Annotated in this window: 18 protein-coding genes; 6 read left to right on the top strand and 12 right to left on the bottom strand. The window is 59.3% G+C overall.

From position 1 onward, the window contains the following. Positions 1–129: 129 nt before the first annotated feature. Positions 130–1,119: an FAD:protein FMN transferase gene (locus tag ACA055_RS09340; protein WP_497683356.1), complete on the bottom strand. Its 990-nt coding sequence runs from the start codon at positions 1,117–1,119 to the stop codon at positions 130–132. A gap of 193 nt (positions 1,120–1,312) precedes the next feature. Between ACA055_RS09340 and ACA055_RS09335 the strand changes: the two genes are divergently transcribed. Beyond that, positions 1,313–2,611 (top strand): MFS transporter, encoded by a 1,299-nt coding sequence (locus ACA055_RS09335; RefSeq protein ID WP_497683355.1) that lies wholly within the window; start codon positions 1,313–1,315, stop codon positions 2,609–2,611. A gap of 118 nt (positions 2,612–2,729) precedes the next feature. Here ACA055_RS09335 and ACA055_RS09330 read toward each other — a convergent pair whose 3' ends face one another. The 5 genes from ACA055_RS09330 to ACA055_RS09310 form a co-directional block, all read right to left on the bottom strand. Beyond that, on the bottom strand, positions 2,730–4,169 hold the full coding sequence (locus ACA055_RS09330; protein WP_497683354.1) for an efflux transporter outer membrane subunit: 1,440 nt from the start codon (positions 4,167–4,169) through the stop codon (positions 2,730–2,732). 9 nt (positions 4,170–4,178) lie between these two features. Beyond that, complete coding sequence (locus ACA055_RS09325) at positions 4,179–6,329, bottom strand: glycosyltransferase family 2 protein (protein ID WP_497683353.1); 2,151 nt, start codon at positions 6,327–6,329, stop codon at positions 4,179–4,181. Between the two features lies 1 nt (position 6,330). Continuing rightward, the gene (locus ACA055_RS09320; protein WP_497683352.1) at positions 6,331–7,575 is read right to left on the bottom strand and encodes a hypothetical protein; all 1,245 of its coding nucleotides are present in this window, start codon (positions 7,573–7,575) and stop codon (positions 6,331–6,333) included. Next, on the bottom strand, positions 7,572–8,777 hold the full coding sequence (locus tag ACA055_RS09315; RefSeq protein ID WP_497683351.1) for an HlyD family secretion protein: 1,206 nt from the start codon (positions 8,775–8,777) through the stop codon (positions 7,572–7,574). Before ACA055_RS09315 ends, ACA055_RS09320 begins: the two co-directional genes overlap by 4 nt. Before the next feature lie 527 nt (positions 8,778–9,304). Further along, positions 9,305–10,768, bottom strand: a complete 1,464-nt coding sequence (locus ACA055_RS09310; RefSeq protein WP_497683350.1) for a glyceraldehyde-3-phosphate dehydrogenase — start codon at positions 10,766–10,768, stop codon at positions 9,305–9,307. 365 nt (positions 10,769–11,133) lie between these two features. Between ACA055_RS09310 and mfd the strand changes: the two genes are divergently transcribed. From mfd to ACA055_RS09295, 3 genes are read left to right on the top strand one after another with little or no spacing between them, the layout of a single operon-like run. Then, on the top strand, positions 11,134–14,583 hold the full coding sequence (mfd, locus tag ACA055_RS09305; protein ID WP_497683349.1) for a transcription-repair coupling factor: 3,450 nt from the start codon (positions 11,134–11,136) through the stop codon (positions 14,581–14,583). A 10-nt stretch (positions 14,584–14,593) separates the two neighbouring features. After that, positions 14,594–15,160, top strand: a complete 567-nt coding sequence (locus tag ACA055_RS09300; RefSeq protein ID WP_497683348.1) for a CsiV family protein — start codon at positions 14,594–14,596, stop codon at positions 15,158–15,160. A gap of 11 nt (positions 15,161–15,171) precedes the next feature. After that, complete coding sequence (locus ACA055_RS09295) at positions 15,172–17,862, top strand: SNF2-related protein (protein ID WP_497683347.1); 2,691 nt, start codon at positions 15,172–15,174, stop codon at positions 17,860–17,862. 120 nt (positions 17,863–17,982) lie between these two features. Here ACA055_RS09295 and ACA055_RS09290 read toward each other — a convergent pair whose 3' ends face one another. The 3 genes from ACA055_RS09290 to ACA055_RS09280 form a co-directional block, all read right to left on the bottom strand. Continuing rightward, a complete protein-coding gene (locus tag ACA055_RS09290) occupies positions 17,983–18,720 on the bottom strand; it encodes an S-methyl-5'-thioinosine phosphorylase (protein WP_497683346.1) in 738 nt (245 codons plus the stop codon). A gap of 12 nt (positions 18,721–18,732) precedes the next feature. Beyond that, the gene (gene nagZ, locus ACA055_RS09285; RefSeq protein WP_497684378.1) at positions 18,733–19,731 is read right to left on the bottom strand and encodes a beta-N-acetylhexosaminidase; all 999 of its coding nucleotides are present in this window, start codon (positions 19,729–19,731) and stop codon (positions 18,733–18,735) included. 170 nt (positions 19,732–19,901) lie between these two features. Then, positions 19,902–20,609 (bottom strand): TetR/AcrR family transcriptional regulator, encoded by a 708-nt coding sequence (locus tag ACA055_RS09280; RefSeq protein WP_105339557.1) that lies wholly within the window; start codon positions 20,607–20,609, stop codon positions 19,902–19,904. 229 nt (positions 20,610–20,838) lie between these two features. Here ACA055_RS09280 and lexA point away from each other — a divergent pair, with 229 nt between their 5' ends. Next, positions 20,839–21,447 carry a transcriptional repressor LexA gene (lexA, locus tag ACA055_RS09275; protein WP_054054288.1) on the top strand — a complete coding sequence of 203 codons (609 nt, stop codon included), beginning with the start codon at positions 20,839–20,841 and terminating at the stop codon, positions 21,445–21,447. Positions 21,448–21,458: 11 nt separating this feature from the next. Beyond that, positions 21,459–21,932, top strand: coding sequence for an SOS-induced cell division inhibitor SulA (gene sulA / locus ACA055_RS09270; protein ID WP_497683345.1), 474 nt, complete (start codon positions 21,459–21,461; stop codon positions 21,930–21,932). A 94-nt stretch (positions 21,933–22,026) separates the two neighbouring features. Here the strand turns inward: sulA and ACA055_RS09265 are convergent, their stop codons facing one another. The 3 genes from ACA055_RS09265 to topA all read right to left on the bottom strand — a co-directional run bounded on the left by ACA055_RS09265 (position 22,027) and on the right by topA (position 25,706). Continuing rightward, on the bottom strand, positions 22,027–22,260 hold the full coding sequence (locus tag ACA055_RS09265; protein ID WP_140893639.1) for a hypothetical protein: 234 nt from the start codon (positions 22,258–22,260) through the stop codon (positions 22,027–22,029). A 153-nt stretch (positions 22,261–22,413) separates the two neighbouring features. Next, positions 22,414–22,938 carry a DUF6586 family protein gene (locus ACA055_RS09260; RefSeq protein ID WP_497683344.1) on the bottom strand — a complete coding sequence of 175 codons (525 nt, stop codon included), beginning with the start codon at positions 22,936–22,938 and terminating at the stop codon, positions 22,414–22,416. Between the two features lie 140 nt (positions 22,939–23,078). Continuing rightward, positions 23,079–25,706, bottom strand: a complete 2,628-nt coding sequence (topA, locus tag ACA055_RS09255) for a type I DNA topoisomerase (RefSeq protein WP_497683343.1) — start codon at positions 25,704–25,706, stop codon at positions 23,079–23,081. Between the last annotated feature and the right edge of the window lie 36 nt (positions 25,707–25,742).

Raw genomic sequence — 25,742 nt, 5'->3', positions numbered from 1 at the left:
TTGGGGCCAGTGCAGAACCCGGACACAGTCTATAGAAGCGTCAACGCCGGGCACATTAACCCTTGGTCGCGTCGTAGGCTAGTTTTGCCTGCACTACAACGCCAGTCTTTGCTGCTTGCATCGCCGCAATCACTCGGTTTTTGCGCCACTGAGACGCTCAAAAGCGTGACTTGCGCGTGTGACGAAACCTGTATCGGCACGAATCACAAAGAATGCACCGATGTCGTGTTTTTCCGCGTAGTCCCAACCACGTTCAGGACCGAGAATCAGCAACAGCGTCGATAATCCATCGGCCATCAGCGCTGAAGGATGAATCACCGTGACTGACGCCAAGGTGTGTGAGACCGGCGCACCGGTACGGGCATCGAAGGTGTGGGGATAACGCCGACCGTCCTGCTCGAAATAGTTGCGGTAATCGCCGGAAGTGGAAACGCCGTAGCCGTCGACGGCGATGATGCGCTCGGCCACTTGCTGATCGTCGCGGGGTTCTTCCAGGGCGATGCGCCACGGCGAGCCGTCGAGTTTTTTGCCGGCAGCCTTGAGTTCGCCGGTGGCTTCGGCGAGGTAACTGTCGATGCCCAAGGCCTCAAGCCTCCCGGCGATCCGGTCGACAGCATAGCCAGCGGCGAGACTGTTGAAGTCGACTTCCACCGGGGCATCTTTACACAACCGATCGCCGTCGATGCGTAAGTGACCATATCCAACGCGCTGTCGCGTCAGGGCCAAGGCGTCGGCGGTCGGCACTTTTTCTTCCCGGGACTGGGGCCCGAATCCCCACAGGTTGAGCAGCGGCTCCACCGTCAAGTCGAAGGAGCCGTCGCTTTGGGATGACAACTGCTCGCCCACACGGATCAATTCGAGCACAGGGCCAGGCATGACCTGACAGCGACCGGCCGGCAGTGCGTTGAAGCGTACGGTGTCCGAGTCGCTGCGATAGGTCGAGAATTGTCGATCCACTTCGGCGAGGATATTTTCTACTTCGGCCTGCACCGCTTTCGGCCCGGGCGTGGAGGAATGTCTTACGTATTGAATGGAATAACGACTGCCCATGGTCGGGCCGTCGAAGCGTTCCAGGCTGTCGCCGTTGCCACAACCGGACAAAACGCCGGCCAGCACCACAAGTCCACTCCACCGTCCAGTTAACAAATCTTCATCTCCCCTCAAAACCGCGCCCGCCATTATGGGCCTCAGAGCGCATGGGAGCGAGGTCTGCCAGTGCCCGTCAGTAAGACGCAAAACCTGTGGGAGCGAGCCTGCTCGCTCCCACAGGTGCAGCGTTTCAAACAAGACTTACCAGCGTGAGTACCTACAAATGTCTTCCAATACGAGCAAAGGCAAAGCGATTTTTCGCGTTGTCAGCGGTAACTTTCTCGAGATGTTCGACTTTATGGTCTACGGCTTTTACGCCACGGCCATTGCCAAAACCTTCTTCCCTGCCGACAGCGCTTTCGCTTCCCTGATGTTATCGCTGGCCACCTTCGGTGCCGGCTTCCTGATGCGCCCATTGGGGGCGATTTTCCTCGGTGCCTATATCGACCGACACGGTCGACGCAAAGGGCTGATCATCACCCTCGCGATGATGGCCGCCGGCACGGTCCTGATTGCCTGCGTGCCGGGTTACGCCTCGCTGGGCGTTGCTGCGCCGCTAATCGTACTATTCGGTCGTCTGCTACAAGGCTTCTCGGCCGGCGTGGAACTGGGCGGTGTGTCGGTCTACCTCGCCGAGATTTCCACCCCGGGCCGCAAGGGCTTCTTTGTCAGTTGGCAGTCCGCCAGTCAGCAAGCGGCGGTCGTGTTCGCCGGCCTGCTCGGCGTGGGTTTGAACCACTGGCTCAGCCCGGAACAAATGGGCGACTGGGGCTGGCGCGTGCCGTTCCTGATCGGCTGCATGATCGTGCCGGTGATCTTCGTGATTCGTCGCTCGCTGGAAGAAACCCCGGAATTCCAGGCGCGTAAACACCGCCCTACCCTGCGGGACGTCGTCCGCTCGATCAGCCAGAACTTTGGCATCGTCATCGCCGGTATGGCGTTGGTGGTGATGACCACCGTGTCGTTCTACCTGATCACCGCCTACACCCCGACCTTCGGTAAAGCCGAACTGCATTTGTCGGATCTGGATGCGTTGCTGGTGACAGTGTGCATCGGCCTGTCGAACTTCTTCTGGCTGCCGGTCATGGGTTCTGTGTCCGACAGGATCGGACGCAAACCCTTGCTGCTGGCAGCGACGATTCTGGCGATCCTCACCGCCTACCCCGCCCTGTCATGGCTGGTAGCAAACCCGAGCTTCAGCCACCTGCTGATCGTCGAGTTGTGGCTGTCGCTCCTGTATGGCTCGTATAACGGTGCCATGGTCGTGGCGCTGACAGAGATCATGCCGGTGGAAGTTCGTACAACAGGCTTCTCCCTGGCCTACAGCCTGGCAACAGCCACCTTCGGTGGGTTTACACCAGCGGCCTGTACGTATCTGATTCATGTGCTGGACAACAAGGCTGCACCAGGGATCTGGCTTAGCGGTGCGGCGGTGCTGGGGCTAATCGCAACCTTGGTGTTGTTCCGTGGCAACCGGCATGAATTGCGGACGGCTCAAGCGGCTGTGGTCGGTGGCGCCTGACAGATCGCCATCGCTTGCGCTCCCACAGGTTTGGTGGTGCTCACACAATTGTGATCACGACACAAATCCAATGTGGGAGCGAGCTTGCTCGCGATGAGGCCGGCAAAATGATTACAGGTCAACGATCCGCCACCTTCAACGACCGACTCCACCCCCCACCCAATGCCTTATACAACGTCACCTGATTAATCTCCCGCGCCAGTTCCAGCTGCGCCCATTTCTGCTGCGCATCGAACAGCGAACGCTGTGCATCCATGGTGGAAAAATAGCTGTCCAGGCCGGACTCGAAACGTAACCGCGATTGCCGATACGCCTCCTGATAATCCCCTACCAGCTTTTTCTGAAACTCAACCTGCGTGAGCATTTCCTGGCGAGCATTCAAGGCGTCGGCCGCCTCGCGAAAAGCGTTCTGCACCGTGGCTTCGTAGGCCGCCACTTGACCGTCGAACCGAGCATGACTGGCATCCACCTGAGCCCGCCGCGCTCCCCCATCGATCAACGGCAATGATCCCGCCAGCGCCACCGACCAGAACTCCGCCGGCCCACTGAGCAACCGGGAAAAATCTCCCGTCAGGCTGCCCAGCGCCGAGGTCAGGGAAAAGGTCGGGAAGTACGCACTGCGAGCGGCGCCGATATCCGCGTTGGCTGCACGCAATTGGGCTTCGGCGGACATGATATCGGGTCGGCGTTCAACCAATGACGAGGGTAGACCGGCCGGCACGTCGAGCGTCGCCAACTGTTCCCCCAGCGCGCCGGTTGGCAGCAACCCCTCCGGCATCGGTTGCCCCACCAGCACCCGCAGCGCATTCAGGTTCTGCGCCACTTGCATGCGATAGGTGTTGACCTGCACTGCCGCAGTATTGGTCTGCGCATCCGCCTGGTGGACGTCGATCCGCGCACTGGAACCAAGGTTGAAACTCTTGCGTAACAACTGCCCGTAGCGGTCCTGGGATTGATAGGTGGTCTGGGCGAGGTTGAGTAAATGCTGGTTGGCCTTGAGGCTCAGCCAAGTGTTGGCAACTTCGCCGATCAGCGCCAGCCGCGCCGTCTGATAATCCGCCTCTGACGCCTCGTAACGCGCACCGGCGGCGTTTCGCTGACTGCGGATGCGCCCGAAAAAATCCAGTTCGTAGGAAGTGAAACCGCCCGTTGCCTGAAAGGTGTTCGCGATGCTGCCGGACGTATCACCACCGCCCGGTGTGCGCACCAGCGGTGGCAGCTTGCTGCGCCCGGCGTACGTGTCGATGCCGATCTTAGGAAAAAGTCCTGACCGCGCGCTGTCATAACCGGCCCTCGCCTCTTCGACACTGGCCGCGAACTGCCGCAGGCTGCGGTTATTGCTCAGGGCCAGTTCGATCAACTGGCGCAGTCGGTCATCGACCACGAAGCCACGCCAATCCTTGTCGAACGCCTGCTTGCCGCTGCAACACTCACCGGCGGTGTTGGCCGGCCATTGCTGATCGATCGGCGCGTCGGGTTTCTCGTACGTGGGCTCCAGCGAACAACCGCCGAGCAACACCAAAGACATGAACCATGAAGTGGGTAAGCAACTGTTCATCGCGCGCACCTACAAGCGTTGGCCGAGCAAAGCTCGCAAGGGAGAAAGCAGCACAGTCCACAGACCTGACCTGCCGACACTGATGTGCGGCAGTGGCTGTTTGTGCGAACGAACACTGACCGGCCGCCATCGAGGCAACGGGACGTAAGACGACGCCTTGGCCCGCGCAGGCAAACGCGGTCCCATGCGTTTTTCACCCAGCAATGAACGGCGCAGCAAGGTGCCGAACGCCAACGCCGGTTCAGCCTTGCTGACCACGTTGATAGTCGCGTCGCTGAACAGCCGCGCAATCAATCGCCGACGCAATGCTTCATCAAGGTCGGCAAATCTCAAGCCCAACTGGTCGTCGCCGTGATTGCGCATGACTTCGACGTCGAGCCACCCGAGTTTGTCGATCCATATCTGACCGCAAAGCCCCGGTTTGATCGAGGAGGCGAAGGCGCAGCTCAAGGACGCGCCGCTGAGGGAAATATCCACCAGGCGACCGGGAAGGACTTTGCCGCCAAAGCGGAAACCGGTGGGTTTGTCGAAGGGAAAACGCTCTTCGCCGTGTAGTCGTGGTCGGTCAACACAGGCCACCAGGGTTGCCAGGTTGTAGACCAGCGCGACAACCGTCCAGCACAGATTGAACAGCATGTTGCCGTCGAACGAGGCGGCGGTGCTGATGGCGATGTAAGCACCGATCTGCGAGAACAGGGTCAGCGCGAAAAAGAATCCGAACAGCTTCCAGTGCACCATCGTGCGCGAACGATCGAGGCCTTTGGCAGTCACTTTGAACGGCCGCCCGAACGGCCGGATCATCGCGCTGAAGAGGGTGGCAGTGACCGCCAGAGAGGCAACGATCTGCGTGACCTCGGTAAAAACAGGCAAGGTGCGCCGATCCGTGACCCAGGTCCCGTAACCCCAGAATGCAATCAACGCTGGCATGCCGAAGGCGAGGAAGTCGACCGGATTGGCGTAAAAACCGGCGATGCCGAAATACCAATACAGCACCGGCGAGACCAGCATCATCAAAATGAACGGCTTGGAGAACCAGTGCATCAGGCCATGCACGTAGTGCAAGCGGTCATTGAGCGTGTAGCCACTGCCACGCAGCGGACCGTCCTTGAGCAGCGCCACCTGAATGGTGCCCAGGCACCAGCGCCCGCGCTGGTTGATGTATTCGGTCAGACCCTCGGCAGACAGACCGATCGACAGACGCTCATTCAGCCAGCGCGTGACGTAGCCTTTTTGCAGCAGTCGATAGGTCGTGTAGATGTCTTCGCAGACCGAACCTGTGGGAAAACCGCCGACCTCGGTGATCAGATCCCGACGCACAACGAAGGAGGTGCCAACGCAAAATGCCGCGTCCCAGCCATCCTTGGCGGGCTGGAACACATCAAAGAACACCCGCTGTTCATCCACCCAGCAGGCAGACGTGCCGAGGTTGTGCTGGATCGGGTCGGGGTTGTAATAGAACTGCGGCGTCTGCACCAGACCGACTTTGGGGTCGTCGAACAACCCCAGCGTGCGCATCAGGATCGGTTGCTGCGGGGCGAAGTCGGCGTCGAGCACCAGAATGTATGGCGCATTACTGCCGGCCGCAGATTGGCGCAAGCCGTTGTTCAGATTGCCGGCCTTGGCGTGTGAGTTGTCGGGGCGCCGCGCGTATTGCACGCCGACCTCGGCGCAGTAATCGCGCAACCAGTCGCGGCGCGTATCGTCGAGCACCCAGAGGGTGAAGTTGGGGTAGTCGATAGCCTGGGCGGCAATGATGGTTTTTTCCAGAATGTCCAAACCTTCGTTATACGTGGCGATAAACACGTCCACCGCTGGCACGTTCGCGCCCTGGGCGCGGAGCCGCCGCTCGCCCGCATCAGCCTCCTGGGTGTGATCCGAGCGACACAGCATCACGACGATAGAAAACAGCGTGTAACCAATCGCCAGCATCTCGAAGAACAAAAAGGCGTATGCCCAGACCGTGACAAAGCCTGAATGACTGTCGGGCAACGTGTCGCGAATCCGCCAGGCTGCGTAGTTGACCAGCAACAACGCGGTGATCGCGCCGAAACCGGCACGCGCCACCCATTGATCCCGATGGGTCAGACAGGTGAACAGAATCACCACCGCCAGCGTCCAGAAATTGATTTGCAGCAGTTGCAGCGAGTCCAGTGCCTGCATGTCAGTCAGCCTCTAGCGAACCGGTAAAGGGATTGACGCCGGTGGCCGCAATCGCCGCCCACGCTGTAGCGCCCAAGTGAGGCAAGTGGTAATAAAAAAAGTCATTGGTGACGGAGTCCGGGCCTATGGCCAGCCCGGTACTGATGCGCGGCGCCGGTGTTGCAAACAGCCAGCCGTTGCCCGCCTCTTGGGCGAGCAACACGCTCCACAGCGGTTGCGCCTTGTCACTCAAACCGTTCAATTGCGCGACGGCAGCGGCCTGGGCGGTGCCTTCGGTCCATAAGCCGTCGGGGTCACGGTTGAAACCGTAACCTTCGCCGGCGCGGTGAGCGTGGTCGATGAATGCGAAGACCCGACGCCAGTCCTTCGGTGGATCGTGCAAAGCGATCAATGGCCAGATCTGCGCATCCAGACCAGAGCGCACGCGGTCCGAGGTTTGGCCATCCGCTCCGGTACCAATCAGAAAGCGCCCTTCTTCAGCGTCCCACTGGCTGTACACAAACTGCCGGGCAATCCGCGCCTGCCGCGCCGTCTCCTGATCCGGCGCCACATTGTTGAGCGCCGACCACGCAGCCGCCAGATCGACGTTGTGCTCGGTGGACTTCCAGTTTTGCTGGACCTGTTTGGAAAAGTACCCGTAATAGCCACCACTGAAACCGGCTGGCGATTGCCCGTCGTAGGTGTTTTGCTGCGACCAGCGCAAGGCTTGTCGCGCAGCCTCAAGGTAAGACGCCTCGCCGCTTTGGCGAAAAGCTTCCAACAAGGCCAACGCTGCCCAGGCCTGATTGCCGGTGGCGCTGCTGACTTGATAGGCGTCCTGATTCCAGCCGTTGCGCTCGGTACTCCAGTAGCCCGGCAATTTCATAGACGGCGCACCGACCGGGCCGGCAGCGTAGGCATTGCGCAGTCGTCCATCCTGATATTCCGGATCGTGGCGCGTGGCGAACGCCAATGCATCGGCGATCCGCCGCGCCGACTCGGCCTTGCCACAGGCAAACAGCGCAATGCTCGCCAGAGCGTTATCGTAAGTGAACGCTACGCCGCGCAATGCCAGGATCGGCGCAGGCTGGCCATCCAGCGGCGGGTAGCTGGCCACCAGCACCGGACCTGTCGGCAAGGACGTCACGGCCCGATCCAGCGCCGCACAGGTCATCGCCGCCAATTGCGGCCTCGCTTGCGTGGCCAATGCAGACACTCCGCTGGCAAGTAGCATCAAACCCAGCATTCCTCGAAAAACGATATTCATGGCCGCGAGACCTCGGCACTCGCCCACAACCCGGGATTGCAGGTCATGGCGCGCTGAGTGGCAGTCAAATCGGCGGCAAACGTACCGACGACGTACACCGAGTTCTGTTCGGCGTAAGGGAACGGCACGCTGTAGGTGTTGGCGCGAATATCCGAAGCGCTGGACAGTAACTGCACCACGCTGGCTTTGAGCGGTTGATCCAGGCCGCGGATTTTCACTGTGAGGACGCTGTCGCGGTCGATCTTGCTGGCCATGCGCTCGGGGAACACCGCTATGACGTAGCTCTGCGCGCAATCAGTGGCCCGCAGCAAAGTCGATCCGGCCTGCACCAGCGTGCCCTGTGGCGCCAACAGCTCCTGGACGGTGCCTGGTGAATACGCCACGACGTCATAACCGGCCATCAACTTGACGCGATTCTGTTCGGTTCCGATCAGTTGGTTAAGGTTGTCGAGTTCCTGTTGATAGGTCGCGCGATTGCGCGCCTGATTCTCCAGGCTGAGTTTGAGTGTGGTCATTTGCGCACGGAGGTCGAACATGCGCAGTTGATCGGGATCCAGGTAAACCTGTTTATTGGCGGCACTCACATCGCCGTCGTTGATCCGCAATTGCGAACGCACCGACTCGGCTGCACCTTGTAATGAAGCCAACTGGGCTTTGGATGAGGCAACCACCGCGCCACTCACCGCCCCTTGAACGAACAATTCGAGATTGCGTTCGACGGTTTCCTGAGCATCCATCAACCGCGCACTGGCGGCACTGCTCTCGGCTTTCAGGGCCCTTTGGGTAAAGAGTTGGCGGGTATGGAATGCCGTTTGGTATTGCTGGCTGGTTTTCTCCAGCGCCTCGTAATACTGCTGATCGTGCTCAGCCTGACTGGCTGAAGAGGACAGCTGTTGCTCAAGGGTCAGGCGCCGGGTTTGCAGGGCCAGCAAGGTTTCCTGATTCGCTCGCGGGTTTTCAACGACGGCAATTTTCTGGCCCTGGACAAACGTCGCGCCGGGTTTGACCTCCAGTGCGCTCACCACACCGTCAATCGGCGTTGTCAGCAGTATCACCGGCGCATTCAAAATCGCCCGTGTGGCTGAGGCCGACACCAACGGCATCAGCAACGTCGATAACAACAGCCAAACAATAAACCCAAGAACTCCCAAACCAACCAAACGGGGTAACAGTGACAATAGCCTTGAGCGCTCTTCAGCCATGTTCAACTCTCCCGATAGACCAACCGCGTAAAAGCCAGGCAATAACAGGCCGTGACCGCAAGACACTTTTGGCAGGGTAAGCAATGCAAAATAGTTTTCTGGACGGCAACTAAGCCGACGCTGTTTATCTGGATTTATTGTGATGTGAGCAGGAATGAGATTCCTGTCTTTTTGGAGAGTTGCTGTACAGCGGAGTCATCGCAAGTGTTACGAGCCCGAGGCAGAGCGGGCGTTGTCATTGGCGACACTAGATTCAGCGCTTTGGAGTGTCAAGCATCCGAAGGAAACAATTAAATGACGTCAAATATGTATCGCACGGAAGATTGGATCCGTTTTAATTATCCAAAGCCAGATAGCCGACAACTGTTTATTTTTATTAGGAGTTTTTATTTTTTATATTCAAATAAACTTTGTATCGAATTTTAGATAATTCTTAATTCTCAGCCGGAAAGATTAAAACGATATAAGTGGAACACAAACAAAAACGCCCCGACCAAAGTCGGGGCGTTTTCATGTGCAGCTAACGCTTAGCGCGGGAATGCTGGCGGGTTGACCCCGGCCATGTCTTCCATCACGCGAACGACCTGGCAGCTGTAACCGAATTCGTTGTCGTACCAAACGTACAGAACAACGCGGTTGTCTTGGCAGATGGTCGCTTCAGCATCCACGACGCCTGCGTGGCGCGAGCCAACGAAGTCGGTGGAAACCACTTCCTGCGAGTTGACGAAGTCGATTTGCTTATGCAGATCGGAGTGCAGCGCCATGTAGCGCAGGTACTCGTTCATCTCTTCACGGGTAGCGGCTTTCTCAAGGTTCAGGTTGAGAATGGCCATCGACACGTTAGGCGTCGGAACGCGGATCGCGTTACCGGTCAGCTTGCCGGCCAGCTCAGGCAGAGCCTTGGCTGCAGCGGTGGCAGCACCGGTCTCGGTGATGACCATGTTCAGCGCGGCGCTACGACCACGGCGATCGCCCTTGTGGAAGTTGTCGATCAGGTTCTGGTCGTTGGTGTACGAGTGAACGGTTTCAACGTGACCATTAACGATGCCGAACTTGTCGTTGACTGCTTTCAACACCGGCACGATGGCGTTGGTGGTGCAGGAAGCGGCGGAAACGATCTTGTCGTCAGCGGTGATTTCGCCGTGGTTGATGCCGTGAACGATGTTCTTCAACTTGCCTTTACCCGGCGCGGTCAGAACAACGCGGTCGATACCCGGGCAAGCCAGGTGCTGGCCGAGGCCGTCGGCGTCACGCCATACACCGGTGTTGTCCACCAGCAGCGCGTCTTTGATGCCGTACTGGGTGTAATCCACTTCAGTCGGGTTCTTCGCGTAGATAACCTGGATCAGGTTGCCGTTGGCGGTGATGGTGTTGTTGGCTTCATCAATAACGATGGTGCCATCGAACGGACCATGAACCGAGTCGCGACGCAGCAGGCTGGCACGTTTGACCAGGTCGTTCTCGGCGCCCTTGCGGACAACGATGGCGCGCAGACGCAGGCCGTCGCCACCACCGGTTTTCTCGATCAGGATGCGCGCCAGCAGACGGCCGATACGACCGAAGCCGTACAGGACAACGTCGGTGCCTTTGCGAGCGGAAACGTTCTGCTGGCCAACCACGTCAGCCAGTTCTTCACGGACGAACTGCTCGGCAGTACGGCCATTGCCTTCGGCCTTGAATTTGACCGCCATCTTGCCCAGGTCTACCGAAGCAGCACCGAGCTTGAGCTCGCTCATAGCCTTGAGCAGCGGGAATGTTTCGTGGACGGACAGTTCGCTGTCGTCGGACTGGCGATGGCGAGCAAAGCGGTGAGCTTTGAGAATCGCGATGACTGAACGATTGATCAGGCTGCGGCCATAGATCGAGCTCACCACGTTGTTGTTGCGGTAGAGCTGACCGATAAGCGGAATCATCGCTTCTGCGAGTGCTTCACGGTCGATCCATTCACCAAGACACTGGTCGGGCTTCTGAGTCACGGGAACCTTCCACATATGTAGGGGCAGAAAAAAGGGGCTACATTATGCCGCCGAGTCCCTCTCGTAGCAATGCGCGCCTGTCGCACGACCGGTAACAAAATCCTGTTCAAAAAAATAACGCCCCGCTCCAGCCCAGTAAAACCGGGGCTTTCAGCACTGTCAAATTTCCGGAGATAACGCGCTCTTGTCTGTAACCCTCCGTAACACGAGCTCGTTTTGCCACTACATATTCAACAATTTTCGCTAAAAAACGGCTCGATTTTGTCTTTACCACTACATTTCGTCCAACCTGCGTAATAGACACAGTCTGCAACTGACAGGCGGCACCCGGGGCCGCTACAATTACCGACTTTGTCGCAACGCTTGGAGCTCAACCTTCCGTGCCCGTTCTGCGTCTACCGCTTCTCCCTGCCGCGGCAGGTAAACAGCACTGGGGCAACCTGCCCGGTGCCGCCCTTAGCCTGGCGATTGCCGAGGCTGCCAGCGCTGCCAAGCGCTTTACCCTGCTGCTGACCGCCGACAGCCAAAGTGCCGAACGGCTGGAACAGGAGCTGAGTTTCTTCGCCCCGGATTTGCCTGTATTGCATTTTCCGGACTGGGAAACCCTGCCCTACGATCTGTTTTCGCCTCACCAGGACATTATTTCCCAGCGAATTTCTGCCCTTTATCGGCTGCCCGAGCTCAGTCATGGCGTTCTGGTGGTGCCGATCACCACGGCCCTGCATCGCCTGGCGCCGACCAAATTCCTGCTGGGCAGCAGCCTGGTGCTGGACATCGGCCAGAAGCTCGACGTCGAGCAAATGCGCACTCGACTTGAGGCCAGCGGCTATCGATACGTTGATACGGTCTACGAGCACGGCGAATTTACCGTACGCGGCTCGCTGATCGATCTGTTCCCGATGGGCAGCAAATTACCGTTCCGGATTGACCTGTTCGACGACGAAATCGAGACCCTTCGTACATTCGATCCGGAAAACCAGCGCTCCATCGACAAGGTTGAAACCGTTCGCTTGCTGCCAGCGCGCGAGTTTCCGCTGCAAAAGGACGCGGTCACCCGCTTCAAGGCGCGGTTCCGTGAGCGTTTCGATGTCGACTTCCGTCGCTGCCCGATCTTTCAAGACTTGAGCAGCGGGATTACACCGGCCGGTATCGAGTACTACCTGCCGTTGTTCTTCGACGAGACCTCCACGCTGTTCGATTACCTGCCCCAGGACACTCAGGTGTTTTCCCTGCCCGGTATCGAGCAGGCGGCGGAAAACTTCTGGAACGACGTGCGCAATCGCTATGAAGAGCGCCGCGTCGATCCCGCCCGTCCTTTATTACCACCGGCCGAGTTGTTCCTGCCGGTGGAAGATTGCTTCGCGCGCCTGAAGAACTGGCCACGAGTGGTGGCCAGCCAGCAGGACGTGGAAACCGGCGTCGGCCGCGAGCGCTTTCCCGCCCGGGAACTGCCGAACCTGGCCATCGAAGCCAAGGCCACCCAACCGTTGGCGGCGCTGGCGGGGTTCCTCGATGAGTTCCCCGGTCGCGTGCTGTTTACCGCCGAGTCCGCAGGTCGTCGTGAAGTACTGCTGGAATTGCTTGAACGCCTGAAGCTGCGGCCGAAAACCGTCGACAGTTGGCCGGACTTTGTCGCGAGCAAGGAGCGCCTGGCGATCACCATCGCGCCGCTCGACGAAGGTCTGGTGCTGGATGATCCGGCGCTGGCCCTGGTAGCCGAAAGCCCGCTGTTCGGTCAACGCGTGATGCAGCGCCGTCGCCGCGAGAAACGCGCCGACGCCAACAACGACGCCGTCATCAAGAACCTCACCGAGCTGCGCGAAGGCGCGCCGGTGGTGCACATCGATCACGGGGTCGGCCGTTACCTCGGTCTGACGATTCTGGAAATCGACAACCAGGCCGCTGAGTTCCTGACCCTCGAATACGCCGAGAACGCCAAGCTGTACGTGCCGGTGGCCAACCTGCACCTGATTGCCCGTTACACCGGCAGCGACGACGCCCTGGCCCCGCTGCACCGACTCGGCTCCGAGACCTGGCAGAAAGCCAAACGCAAAGCCGCCGAACAGGTGCGCGACGTGGCCGCCGAGCTGCTCGACATCTATGCCCGCCGCGCCGCTCGCGAAGGGTACGCCTTCGCCGACCCGAAGGCCGATTACGCGACCTTCAGTGCCGGCTTCCCATTCGAAGAAACGCCGGACCAGCAAACCACCATCGAAGCGGTGCGCACCGACATGCTCGCGCCGAAACCGATGGACCGCCTGGTCTGTGGCGACGTCGGGTTCGGCAAGACCGAAGTGGCAATGCGCGCGGCGTTTATTGCGGTACATGGCGGTCGTCAAGTGGCGATTCTGGTGCCGACCACCCTGCTCGCCCAGCAGCACTACAACAGTTTCCGCGACCGCTTTGCCGACTGGCCGGTGAGCGTGGAAGTCATGAGCCGGTTCAAGTCGACCAAGGAAGTGAACGCTGCGGTCGCGAACCTCGCCGAAGGCAAGATCGACATCGTCATCGGCACGCACAAGCTGCTGCAGGACGACGTAAAAATCAAAAACCTGGGGCTGGTGATCATCGACGAAGAGCACCGTTTTGGTGTCCGTCAGAAGGAACAGCTCAAGGCCCTGCGCAGTGAAGTCGACATCCTCACCCTGACCGCCACGCCGATTCCGCGCACGCTGAACATGGCGGTGTCGGGCATGCGCGACTTGTCGATCATTGCCACGCCGCCGGCCCGTCGCCTGTCGGTGCGCACCTTCGTCATGGAGCAGAACAAGAGCACGGTCAAGGAAGCCCTGCTCCGTGAGTTGCTGCGTGGCGGGCAGGTCTACTACCTGCACAACGACGTCAAGACCATCGAGAAGTGCGCCGCCGACCTCGCCGAGCTGGTGCCGGAGGCGCGGATCGGCATCGGCCACGGGCAGATGCGCGAACGCGATCTCGAACAAGTGATGAGCGACTTCTACCACAAGCGTTTCAACGTGCTGATCGCCTCGACCATCATCGAGACCGGCATCGACGTGCCGAGCGCCAACACCATCATCATCGAGCGTGCCGACAAATTCGGCCTGGCGCAGTTGCACCAGTTGCGCGGTCGCGTCGGTCGCAGTCACCACCAGGCTTACGCCTACCTGCTCACACCGCCGCGCCAGCAAATCACTCCGGACGCGGAAAAGCGTCTGGAAGCGATCGCCAATACCCAGGACCTCGGTGCAGGTTTCGTGCTCGCTACCAACGACCTGGAAATCCGTGGTGCCGGCGAATTGCTCGGTGACGGACAAAGCGGACAGATTCAGGCCGTCGGTTTCACGCTGTACATGGAAATGCTCGAACGCGCGGTGAAGTCGATCCGCAAGGGCGAGCAACCGAACCTCGATCAACCGCTCGGCGGCGGTCCGGAAGTCAATTTGCGAGTACCGGCGTTGATTCCCGAAGACTATCTGCCGGACGTTCATGCACGACTGATTCTTTACAAACGCATCGCCTCGGCCACCGACGAGGAAGGCCTCAAGGACTTGCAGGTAGAGATGATCGACCGTTTCGGCCTGTTACCGGAGCCGACCAAGAACCTGATGCGCATTACCGCGCTGAAATTGCAGGCCGAGTTGCTGGGCATCAAGAAAGTCGACGGTGGCCCGCAAGGCGGCCGAATCGAGTTCGCGACGCAAACGCCCGTCGACCCACTGACGCTGATCAAACTGATCCAGAGCCAGCCCAAACGCTACAAATTCGAAGGCGCCACGATGTTTAAATTCCAGGTGCCGATGGAGCGCCCGGAAGAGCGCTTTAATACTGTAGAGGCGCTGTTTGAGCGCCTCATTCCGAAAACTGCTTGAAGGACGCCGCATGCGCCTGTTTCGCTCACTGACCTTGTTGATTGCCCTGGTCACCCCTACGGCGTTTGCCGATGATCTGTATCAGGTCGAAATGATTCTGGTGCGGCAAAACGCCGTGCCCGCCATTGTCAGCCGCGCCGCTCCGGAAGACTGGGCTGCGGGCGCCCAACGCATCAGCCCCGACAGCTTTCGCACTCCAAGCCTGAATCCTGAAGTGGAAAAGCTCGCCTCCAGCAACAACTACACGGTGCTGCTGCACAAGGCCTGGCAGCAGACCCTCGGTGAAGAAGCCAGCAAAGTCGCGATCAGCGACGGCGCGGAACAGTTCGGCCAGTTCCCTATCGAGGGTACGCTGAGCCTGAAACTGGGGCGTTTCACTGACGTTGACGCGGATTTCTGGGTCAATCAAATCGACGCCAATGGCCTGGTGACCGCCAGCGAACGCCTGAAACAGGAAAGCCACACCAAGAACGGCCAGCTGAATTTTCTCGACAACGGCCACCTCGGCCTGCTGATCAAGATCACCTCGCTGACCGCCCCTGCGCCTCGGCCAGTCCCCGATGAAATTCCGGACTGATTGAAGTCCCTATGTCCGCGACCCTGAGCAAACCCCTGGCACCTTCCTGGGTCAGCCGATTCAAGGAACAGAGCCTGGAGCGTGGCCGCCGCTACGCGCTGGAGAATCGCGTCAGGATCGTCGAGGCTGGTGACGCCACGATCGTCGCCGCATGCGAAGGCTCTGGCGGCAACGTTTACCGTCAGACCATTCGCCTGCGCGAGTCGGCCAAAGGCACGTTGCTGATGATCGACGCGACCTGCACCTGCCCGGTCCATAGCAACTGCAAACATTGCGCGGCGGTGCTGCTGCAAGTCCAGGAAACCCTCGCCTACCCAGCGGCGGCAAAAGACGCCGAGCTACTGGAAAAACTTCAGGCAGTGCTGGAAAACCGTAGCCCCAAGGCACTACCGCAAGTACTGATGGATAACGTGCAACCGGTGCCGCGCCTGTGGCTGGCGAGCGTCGAGTTCAGCGCCTTCGAGCCGCGCAACGGCAAGATGCAACGCTACATCCAGCATCGCGCGGCACTGTCTTTTAACTATCTGGATGAATACGTTAGCGGGCAGAAGAACGCCGACATTCTGATTCGTCAGGAAACACAGACGTTACGGATAAAACGTCACCCGGAAGTCGAACAGTCCTACAGGGAGCAGCTACGAATCCTCGGATTCAAAGTCGCGACCCGACAAAGCAAAGCCTTGCCGGAAAGTGCCGGCGAGCTCTTCGAGATGGTCAACGACAGCGCCTGGCTGACCTTCACCCTCAACGAGCTGCCGAAACTGCGCACCCAGGGCTGGGAATTGCAGATCGATGAGGATTTCGGTTTCGACCTGACCGCCGTCGACGACTGGTACGCCACGGTCGAGCAAGCGCCGGAGCGTGACTGGTTCGACCTGGAACTGGGGATTATCGTCAACGGAGAACGGCTGAGCCTGCTGCCGATCCTGTTGAACCTGATGCGCTCCCACACCGAAATCCTCAACCCGGAACGCCTCGCCCGCCGCCGCGACGACGAGCTGATCCTGGTGAACATCCCCAATCGGCCGAACTCGGAGTACGGACCGATGCAAGTCGCCCTGCCCTTCGGCCGCTTGAAACCGGTGCTGGCGACCCTGGGCGAGTTCTATCTGCAAGAACCCGGCGAAACCACGCTGCGCCTGAGCAAGGCCGACGCTACTCGACTGAATCCGCTGGAAGGCATCCCGCTCCTGTGGGAGGGTGGCGAGCAAATCCGCACTTTTGCCCAGCGCCTGCGAGACATCAAGGATCACACCGCAAGTGCGCCAGAAGGCCTGAACGCAACCCTGCGTCCGTATCAGCTGGAAGGCTTGAGCTGGATGCAGTCGTTGCGACAACTGGAAGTCGGCGGAATTCTCGCGGACGACATGGGCCTGGGCAAAACCCTACAGACCCTGGCGCACATTCTCACCGAGAAAATCGCCGGGCGCCTCGACCGTCCTTGCATGGTGGTGATGCCCACCAGCCTGATCCCCAACTGGCTCGACGAAGCGGCGCACTTCACGCCTCAACTCAAAGTGCTTGCGCTGTATGGTGCCAGTCGCAAAAAGCACTTTGAGAATCTGACCAACTACGACCTGATCCTGACCACCTATGCACTGCTGCCCAAAGATGTCGAACGCCTGGCCGCGCTGCCGTTGCACGTACTGGTTCTGGATGAGGCGCAATACATCAAGAACCCCAACAGCAAGGCCGCCCAGGCTGCCCGTGAGCTGAATGCTCGCCAGCGCCTGTGCCTGAGCGGCACACCGCTGGAAAATCATTTGGGCGAGCTGTGGTCGCTGTTTCACTTCCTGTTGCCCGGGTGGCTCGGTGATGTGAAAAGCTTCAACCGTGATTACCGTGTGCCGATTGAAAAACGCGCCAGTGAAGTAAGACTTCAGCACCTTAATGGTCGGATCAAACCATTCCTGCTGCGTCGAACCAAGGAGCAAGTCGCCACCGAATTGCCGCCGAAAACCGAGATCATCCATTGGGTCGAACTCAACGAAGCCCAGCGTGACGTGTACGAAACCATGCGCCTGGCGATGGACAAGAAAGTCCGCGACGAGATCAACCGCAAGGGCGTTGCGCGCAGTCAGATCATCATTCTTGAAGCGCTGTTGAAGCTGCGTCAGGTGTGTTGCGATCTGCGCCTGGTCAACGACGCTGCACTGCCCACTCGCGGCAGCACATCAGGCAAGCTCGACAGCCTGATGGATATGCTTGAGGAATTGTTCGAGGAAGGTCGGCGGGTGTTGCTGTTTTCGCAGTTCACTTCAATGCTGTCGCTGATCGAGGACGAGCTGACAAAACGCGGCGTTGCCTATGCGCTGCTGACCGGACAGACCCGTGATAGACGCACACCAGTGAAGGACTTCCAAAGCGGCAAGCGTCAGATCTTTCTGATCAGCCTTAAGGCTGGCGGTGTTGGCCTGAACCTGACCGAAGCGGACACGGTGATCCACTACGATCCGTGGTGGAACCCGGCGACAGAAAACCAGGCGACTGACCGTGCGTATCGCATCGGTCAGGAGAAACCGGTATTCGTCTACAAGATGATTGCCCGGGGCACGGTAGAAGAGAAGATTCAGCATCTGCAGAAGGAAAAATCCGACTTGGCGGCCGGCGTGCTGGATGGGCGCAAGGCCGGGGACTGGAAACTGCAGAGCGATGATATTGAAGCGCTGTTTGCACCGTTGCCGGATAAATTCGAAAAGTAGCGGTGCTTGATCGACCGCTTTCGCGAGCACGCCCGCTCCCACATTTGATCTTCGCTGTGACACGGTTCCTGCGTGGGAGCGAGCTTGCTCGCGAAGGGAGTCACTCGGTATTACAAATACTCAGCCAACCAGCACCCGCGCCAATGTCGACTTAACCTTCCCCATCCCGTCATGCAACGCCTGCTCGATCTCGGCCATGGTGATCACCGCCGACGACTTGCCCGCCGCCGGATTCACCACCAGCGCCAGGCACGCGTAATCCAGCTCGAGCTCACGCGCCAAGGCCGCTTCCGGCATCCCGGTCATGCCGACAATGTCGCAACCGTCACGTTCCAGTTTCGCAATTTCGGCAGCGGTTTCCAGCCGCGGGCCCTGAGTGCAGGCATACACCCCCTGACTGCTGTAGGCGACGCCTTCGGCCGCCAGCGCCGCGATCAACTGCTGACGCAGCGGTTCACAGTAGGGATAACTGAAGTCGATGTGCGTGACCTGCTCCAGGTTATCGGCGAAATAGGTGTGTTCACGACCACTGGTGTAGTCGATCAGTTGATGCGGCACGCAGAAATGGCCGGTGCCCATCGCGGCATGAATCCCACCCACGGCATTGACTGCCAGAATGGCTTCGGCGCCTGCCTGCTTCAGCGCCCAAAGGTTGGCGCGGTAGTTCACCTGGTGCGGCGGAAAACGGTGAGGATGACCGTGACGGGCGAGGAACAGCACCTCCTTACCCGCGTACTCACCGATCTGCACCTCGGCCGAGGGCACGCCGTAGGGAGTGTCGACCGCCAAAGACTGACGAATGCTCAAGCCTTCAAGTTGAGTCAGGCCGGTGCCACCGATAATCGCGTAAACCGTCATTACTAGACGTCCTTAATCAATCAGTTGAGCTTCTTTGAGCGCACCGACGGCTGCCAGCCAGCGTGGGTTCTGACGGTATTCGGTGTTGGCATACGACTGGCCGCGCATCCGCGCGATACGCTCTGACGGTTTGACCTTCAGACGCTGGGCGGCGCTCAGGGCCAATTCCGCAGCCGCGCGGTCATTGCACACCAGGCCCATGTCACAACCGGCACTCAGCGCAGCTTCGATGCGACTGGCGGCATCGCCCACCACGTGGGCACCGGCCATGGACAGGTCATCGCTGAAGATCACACCGTCAAATTGCAGTTCGCCGCGCAGGATGTCCTGTAACCAGCGACGGGAGAAACCGGCCGGCTGGGCATCGACTTGCGGATAGATCACGTGAGCCGGCATGACTGCGGCCAGTTGCTTGCTCAATTTGGCGAAGGGCACCAGATCGTTGGCGCGGATCTCGTCCAGGCTGCGCTCGTCATTGGGGATCGCAACATGGGAATCCGCCTCGGCCCAGCCGTGACCCGGGAAATGCTTGCCGGTGGCAGCCATGCCGGCGCTGTTCATGCCGCGAATGAATGCGCCGGCCAATAGCGCTGCGCGCTCAGGATCACCTTCGAAGGAGCGAGTGCCAACCACGGCGCTGCGCTGGTAATCGAGATCCAGCACCGGGGCGAAGCTGAGGTCAAGGCCGACCGCAAGAACTTCGGTCGCCATGATCCAGCCGCACTGCTCGGCCAGGTACTCGGCATTCGGGTTGTCGGCGATGGCACGCATGGCTGGCAGTCGTACGAAGCCCTTACGCAGACGCTGGACCCGGCCACCCTCCTGATCCACCGCCAGCAGCATATCGGGACGAATGGCGCGGATCGCGGCGCTCAACTCGCGCACCTGGCGCGGATGCTCAATGTTGCGGGCGAAAATGATCAGCCCGCCCACTTCCGGTTGACGCAACAATTGGCGATCTTCAGCCGTCAGCCAGGTACCGGCGACGTCCACCATCAACGAGCCTTGCAGGCCAGCAGTCATAGAGATTCCTTGAAAACGATAAACCCGGTTTGCACGCATTCGCAGCCTTGGGCTGGGCCCGGCAGGTCGGCAAAAAATAGTGGGTACAGGTTCAAAACGAGAGTCGGCATGGGCGGCTAGCTTAGCGGAAGTAAGCTGCCGCGCCCACCCGTGCGCGGTTAAACCTTGGCAGCAACCGGGGTCGATTTGCTGCGCGGTCGCAATTGCGCGGTGGCCATGGCCGTGTCGGTCACGCCGGTTTCGGCACGCATGCCGGCTGCCAGGAACGGCACCATCAGGCGCATCACTTGCTCGATGGAGGTGTTCACGCCGAAGTCAGTTTCGGCAATTGCACGCAAGGCTTTGATACCGGACATGCTGAACGCCGCAGCACCGAGCATGAAGTGCACGCGCCAGAACAATTCAATAGGTGGAATTCGTGGCGCGGCTTCGTTGACCAGCATCATGTAGCGGCGGAACACCTTGCCGTACATGTCTTCCAGATAACGACGCAAGTGGCCCTGGCTCTGACTGAAAGCCAGGCCCAGCAAGCGCATGAAGATAGACAGGTCGTTGCCGCTGCGTGGCTGCACCACCAGGGCTTGCTCGACGAGGATTTCCAGCAGCTCTTCAAGTGTCGGCTTGTTCTCTGGCTTGGCCTGGCGTCGCTCCAGCTCTTTATCCAGGCTGATGCAGAACGGCCCGAGAAAGCGCGAGAAGACGGCCTGAATCAGCGCCTTCTTCGAACCGAAGTGATAATTCACCGCTGCCAGATTGACACCGGCCTTGCTGGTGATCAGGCGCAACGAGGTTTCAGCGAAACCTTTTTCCGCGAACAACTGCTCGGCAGCATCAAGAATGCGTTCAACGGTTTCCGACTGGGCCATGGCTACTCCGCCTGACAAACACTTGTTTGAAACATACGTTTCAGCCCTAGCCTTGTCAAGCCTGGCGGTTCGTTTTGGGAATGGTCGGTCAGCTATTTAAGCACACAACGGCAAAGCTTCAATCAACCGGCTGATCGACCGTCCAGCGGCTGGCAAAAAAAGGGGCATTGCCAAGACCGTTCCACTGTATATAATCCCAGTCACTGTATAAAAAGACAGAGCGATCAATATGCTAAAGCTGACGCCACGCCAAGCAGAGATTCTGGCCTTCATCAAACGCTGCCTAGAAGACAACGGCTACCCTCCGACCCGCGCGGAAATCGCTCAGGAACTGGGTTTCAAGTCGCCCAATGCGGCGGAAGAACATCTCAAGGCGCTGGCCCGCAAGGGCGCGATCGAGATGACGCCTGGTGCTTCCCGCGGCATTCGCATTCCTGGCTTCGAAGCCAAGGCCGACGAGTCTACCCTGCCGATCATTGGCCGCGTGGCTGCCGGCGCTCCGATTCTCGCCCAGCAGCACATCGAAGAATCCTGCAACATCAACCCGACCTTCTTCCATCCCCGCGCCGACTATCTGCTACGGGTCCATGGCATGAGCATGAAGGACGTGGGTATTTTCGACGGCGACCTGCTGGCAGTTCACACCACCCGTGAAGCCCGCAACGGTCAGATCGTGGTAGCGCGGATCGGCGATGAAGTGACCGTAAAACGCTTCAAGCGTGACGGCAGCAAAGTCTGGTTGATTGCCGAAAACCCTGAATTCGCCCCTATCGAAGTGAACCTGAAAGATCAGGAACTGGTGATCGAAGGCTTGAGTGTCGGCGTCATTCGCCGCTAAAAGGAGGCTTTATGCAGTTCCCACACACATCACAGCAAGCCCAACTGCCGTTGTTCGAGGCGTTCATGGTGCAGCCGTTGGCGCCGATCCTGAAAGAAGTGGTCGAGTCGCCCTGGAGCGCCGAGCCTGAAGTTTTCAGTGAGTTGTCACTGCGTGGTGCGGCCGGAAACTGCCTGAACCTTCTGGCACCGATCCTCAGGGAACTGAGTCAGGATCAGGACGCGCGCTGGCTGACACTGATCGCCCCGCCCGCCAGCCTGACCCAGGCCTGGTTGCGGGACGCGGGCCTGAATCGCGAACGCATCCTGTTGTTGCAACCGCGCGGCACCCAGAGCGCTCAGCAACTGACTTGCGAAGCCCTTCGCCTGGGCCGCAGTCATACGGTCGTCAGCTGGCTCAACCCACTGAACCCAACCTCTCGCCAACAGCTGATCAGCGCCGCCCGGACCGGGGACGCACAAAGCCTGAATATTCGATTGGGTTAACTGATAAACAATGCGCGCCTGGAACAGCGCGGGGCTTCTCCAAGGACAGAGAAGCCGATCTGTAGCGGCATCCGCAAGAAACCGACGGGCGGGATCAATGCAGAACCCGCGAGCCCTCATCCGTATTGAATTCACCTTCAACCAGGCGTCCGGCCATCTGAACGCCGACACTCAACATCGCCTTGGCGACTTCCACGTGCTGGCCTTGCAGGAACGCTTTGGCATCCTCGGAGAAATCCAAAGTAACCAGAGAACCCTCGTCCTCGGCCCTGCGCAGCTCGATACGGCCGTCTGGCAACTCGACAATTTCTAGAAAGGACGTTGGCATAAAGGTCTGTTCTCCACGAAAGGCGGGGATTATATAGGCATCGGCCAGGCTTCGCTCGGGATCTTGACCAGATGCCATCACGAAGAGAAATTTCTGACAACACTCATCCCTGAACGGACATCCCGCGGGACCATCCGTCAAACACTCCATCCTTCAGCACTCGTTCAATCCTTCGCGAAACCGAATCGCCAGGCCTTTGAGGTTCTGACGCCAGCTCTCCAGCTCTTCCCGGCTCAGCTCCTGTGGAGCCTCTTCTTCATCCAGGTTCACGGCCAGAATCAGCGGCTGCGTTACATCGCCTTTAGGCTTGTGCGGTGCCCGTGGCGGCTGAAACAGCGCTGCATGGGCCGCCATCAATTTGGCCAGCCAGGTTTCCGGGTTCTGCGCCAGTTCGACCATCTCAGCCATTTCAGGAATGGCGATCGCTTCCAGCACTTCACGGGTCAGTAGCATCTCCGCTCGAGGCGCATTGGCCTGAGGCAGTCGATAGAAACCGGCGATTTCATGGCACAGTCCCAACAGCGCACCGTACAGGTGAAACAACGCCGATTCGCGTCCGGCCTGAATCAGCGCCAGGGAGTTCATTGCCCGCCCTTCTTCGGCTCTGGCGAGCGCTTCGAGCGACAGGCCGGCGAAATAAATCTTCTGGTTGGTACGGGTATAGAGTTCGTGGGCCATGACGGCAGCCTCCACAACGAAATAATTGCTTCACGCAGATCCAACAGTGTCGTGGATCACCTGCGCTTCCCGCAAGCACAAAACAAAAGGCCGCATGAAAACCCGAGGGTTGTCATGCGGCCTTTTGTGTACAGCGCCTGTTAAGCCTTGGTTGCAGGACGCTTGTCTTCAACCGTCCATTTGCCGCCGTCGAAATACGCCTTCCAGCCAGTCGGCTTACCGTCGACTTCAGTCTGCACGTATTGCTCTTTGGTCTTGCGGCTGTAACGGATCACTGCCGGAAGGCCATCCGGATCTTTCTTCGGCGCTTCACAAAGGAAGTGATACTTCGGATCGATCTCGTCCTTGTGCGGCACAATTTCCATGACCAGCGGAGCACGGGTCTCGCGGTTTTTCGGGAACTGGCTGGCCGCCAGGAACAGGCCGGACGCACCGTCGCGCAGGATGTAGGTGTCGTTGACCTTTTCGCATTTCAGCTCAGGCATCTTCACCGGGTCCATTTTCGGCGGCGCCGCATCACCACTTTTCAGCAGTTTGCGGGTGTTCTTGCAGGTTGCGTTGGTGCAACCGAAGAACTTGCCGAAACGGCCGGTCTTGAGCTGCATTTCGCTGCCGCACTTGTCGCATTCCAGGCTCGGACCTTCGTAGCCCTTGATGCGATAAGTGCCCTCTTCGATTTCGTAGCCGTCGCAATCCGGGTTGTTACCGCAGATGTGCAACTTGCGCTTCTCGTCGAGCAGGTAAGCGTCCATCGCCGTGCTGCAGATCGGGCAACGGTGCTTGCCGCGCAGAACCAGGGATTCCGATTCACCCTCGTCATCCGCGGCGATTTCATCACCCGGCACCAGGTTGACAGTAGCCTTGCAGCGTTCTTTCGGCGGCAGGCTGTAGCCCGAGCAACCAAGGAACACGCCGGTCGAGGCCGTACGAATCTGCATCGGGCGACCGCATACCACACACGGAATGTCAGTCATTACCGGCTGGTTGGCGCGCATGCCGCCTTCGGCGCTTTCGGCTACTTCGAGTTTCTTCTTGAAGTCGCCGTAGAACTCGTCGAGTACATTTTTCCAGTCACGCTCGCCCTGGGCCACATCGTCGAGATTCTCTTCCATGCCGGCGGTGAAGCCGTAGTCCATGAGATTGGAGAAGCTCTCGGCCAGACGTTCGGTAACGATGTCACCCATCTTTTCCGAATAGAAACGACGGTTGTGCAACGCCACGTAGCCGCGGTCCTGAATGGTCGAAATGATCGCTGCGTAGGTCGAAGGACGACCGATACCGCGTTTTTCCATCTCTTTTACCAGGCTCGCTTCCGAGTAACGCGCTGGCGGCTTGGTGAAGTGCTGGCTCGGATCAAGCTTGATCAGCTTCATCGCATCGCCCTGAGCCATGTCTGGCAGCACGTCGTCGTCACCCGGCTTGGTGATTTGCGGCATGACGCGGGTGTAGCCGTCGAACTTCAGGATGCGGCCCTTGGCGCGCAACTCGAAGTCACCGGCACCGACGGTGACAGTGGTCGACAGGTATTGGGCCGGCAGCATCTGGCAAGCGAGGAACTGGCGCCAGATCAGCTCGTAGAGCCGCTCTGCATCACGCTCCATGCCCGACAGCTTGCTTGGCTCGGTGTTGGCGTCAGACGGACGAATCGCTTCGTGAGCCTCTTGTGCGCCTTCCTTGCTGCTGTAGACGTTCGGGGTTTCCGGCAGGTACTTCTTGCCGAACTCGCCTTCAATATAAGTACGCGCCATCGTCACGGCATCGGCCGAGAGGTTGGTTGAGTCGGTACGCATATAAGTGATGTAGCCGGCTTCGTAGAGACGCTGGGCCATCATCATGGTTTTCTTCACACCGAAGCCCAGGCGGTTACTCGCGGCCTGCTGCAGTGTGGAGGTAATGAACGGAGCCGACGGCTTGCTGCTGGTCGGTTTGTCTTCGCGCTTGACGATGCTGTAGCTGGAAGCCTTGAGCTTTTCCAGCGCAGCCATGGCCTGGGCTTCGTTGAGCGGCTTGAAAGCTTCGCCTTTCTCACGGGCCACGTCGAAGCGCACGGTGGCGCCTTTGGCGGTGCCGAGGTCGGCGTGAACTTCCCAGTACTCTTCCGGGTTGAACGCACGGATTTCGCGCTCACGCTCGACCACCAACTTCACGGCAACCGATTGCACGCGACCGGCGGACAGGCCACGGGCAATCTTGGCCCACAGCAGCGGCGACACCATGTAACCCACCACGCGGTCGAGGAATCGACGCGCCTGCTGAGCATTTACACGATCGATGTCCAGCTCGCCCGGCTTGGAGAAGGCTTCCTGAATCGCCTTCTTGGTAATTTCGTTGAACACCACGCGCTTGTAGCGGCTGTCGTCACCACCGATGGCTTCGCGCAGGTGCCAGGCAATGGCTTCCCCCTCGCGATCCAAGTCGGTTGCGAGATAGATGGTGTCAGCATCCTTGGCGAGCCGGCGCAGCTCTTCGATGACCTTTTCCTTGCCCGGGAGGATCTCGTACTTGGCTTTCCAGCCATGATCGGGATCGACACCCATGCGCGAGACCAGCTGCTTGCGCGCTTTCTCTTTCGGCGTGAGCACCGGACCTTCACCCGCGGCGGCCTTGCCGCGCTTGGCGGCAGGCTCTTTGCTGGCGCTAGCCGAACCGCTGGTGGGCAGGTCTCGGATATGGCCGATACTCGACTTCACCACGTATTGGTTACCCAGATACTTGTTGATGGTCTTGGCCTTAGCCGGGGATTCCACAATGACCAGCGATTTGCCCATGGATCAGAAAATTCCTGAATTCTAGAAGTGAAAGGC

This window comes from Pseudomonas sp. LBUM1657, assembly GCF_059716075.1.
This window is presented reverse-complemented; position numbering and strand designations above follow the sequence as displayed.

Bases quoted from the DNA above. Each gene is read 5' to 3' on its own strand.
- ACA055_RS09310 (WP_497683350.1), bottom strand. From the start codon at position 10,768: ATGTGGAAGGTTCCCGTGACTCAGAAGCCCGACCAGTGTCTTGGTGAA.
- ACA055_RS09315 (WP_497683351.1), bottom strand. From the start codon at position 8,777: ATGGCTGAAGAGCGCTCAAGGCTATTGTCACTGTTACCCCGTTTGGTT.
- ACA055_RS09335 (WP_497683355.1), top strand. From the start codon at position 1,313: ATGTCTTCCAATACGAGCAAAGGCAAAGCGATTTTTCGCGTTGTCAGC.
- ACA055_RS09295 (WP_497683347.1), top strand. From the start codon at position 15,172: ATGTCCGCGACCCTGAGCAAACCCCTGGCACCTTCCTGGGTCAGCCGA.
- ACA055_RS09320 (WP_497683352.1), bottom strand. From the start codon at position 7,575: ATGAATATCGTTTTTCGAGGAATGCTGGGTTTGATGCTACTTGCCAGC.
- ACA055_RS09265 (WP_140893639.1), bottom strand. From the start codon at position 22,260: ATGCCAACGTCCTTTCTAGAAATTGTCGAGTTGCCAGACGGCCGTATC.
- ACA055_RS09280 (WP_105339557.1), bottom strand. From the start codon at position 20,609: ATGGCCCAGTCGGAAACCGTTGAACGCATTCTTGATGCTGCCGAGCAG.
- lexA (WP_054054288.1), top strand. From the start codon at position 20,839: ATGCTAAAGCTGACGCCACGCCAAGCAGAGATTCTGGCCTTCATCAAA.
- topA (WP_497683343.1), bottom strand. From the start codon at position 25,706: ATGGGCAAATCGCTGGTCATTGTGGAATCCCCGGCTAAGGCCAAGACC.
- sulA (WP_497683345.1), top strand. From the start codon at position 21,459: ATGCAGTTCCCACACACATCACAGCAAGCCCAACTGCCGTTGTTCGAG.
- ACA055_RS09330 (WP_497683354.1), bottom strand. From the start codon at position 4,169: ATGAACAGTTGCTTACCCACTTCATGGTTCATGTCTTTGGTGTTGCTC.
- ACA055_RS09290 (WP_497683346.1), bottom strand. From the start codon at position 18,720: ATGACGGTTTACGCGATTATCGGTGGCACCGGCCTGACTCAACTTGAA.
- ACA055_RS09325 (WP_497683353.1), bottom strand. From the start codon at position 6,329: ATGCAGGCACTGGACTCGCTGCAACTGCTGCAAATCAATTTCTGGACG.
- ACA055_RS09300 (WP_497683348.1), top strand. From the start codon at position 14,594: ATGCGCCTGTTTCGCTCACTGACCTTGTTGATTGCCCTGGTCACCCCT.
- ACA055_RS09260 (WP_497683344.1), bottom strand. From the start codon at position 22,938: ATGGCCCACGAACTCTATACCCGTACCAACCAGAAGATTTATTTCGCC.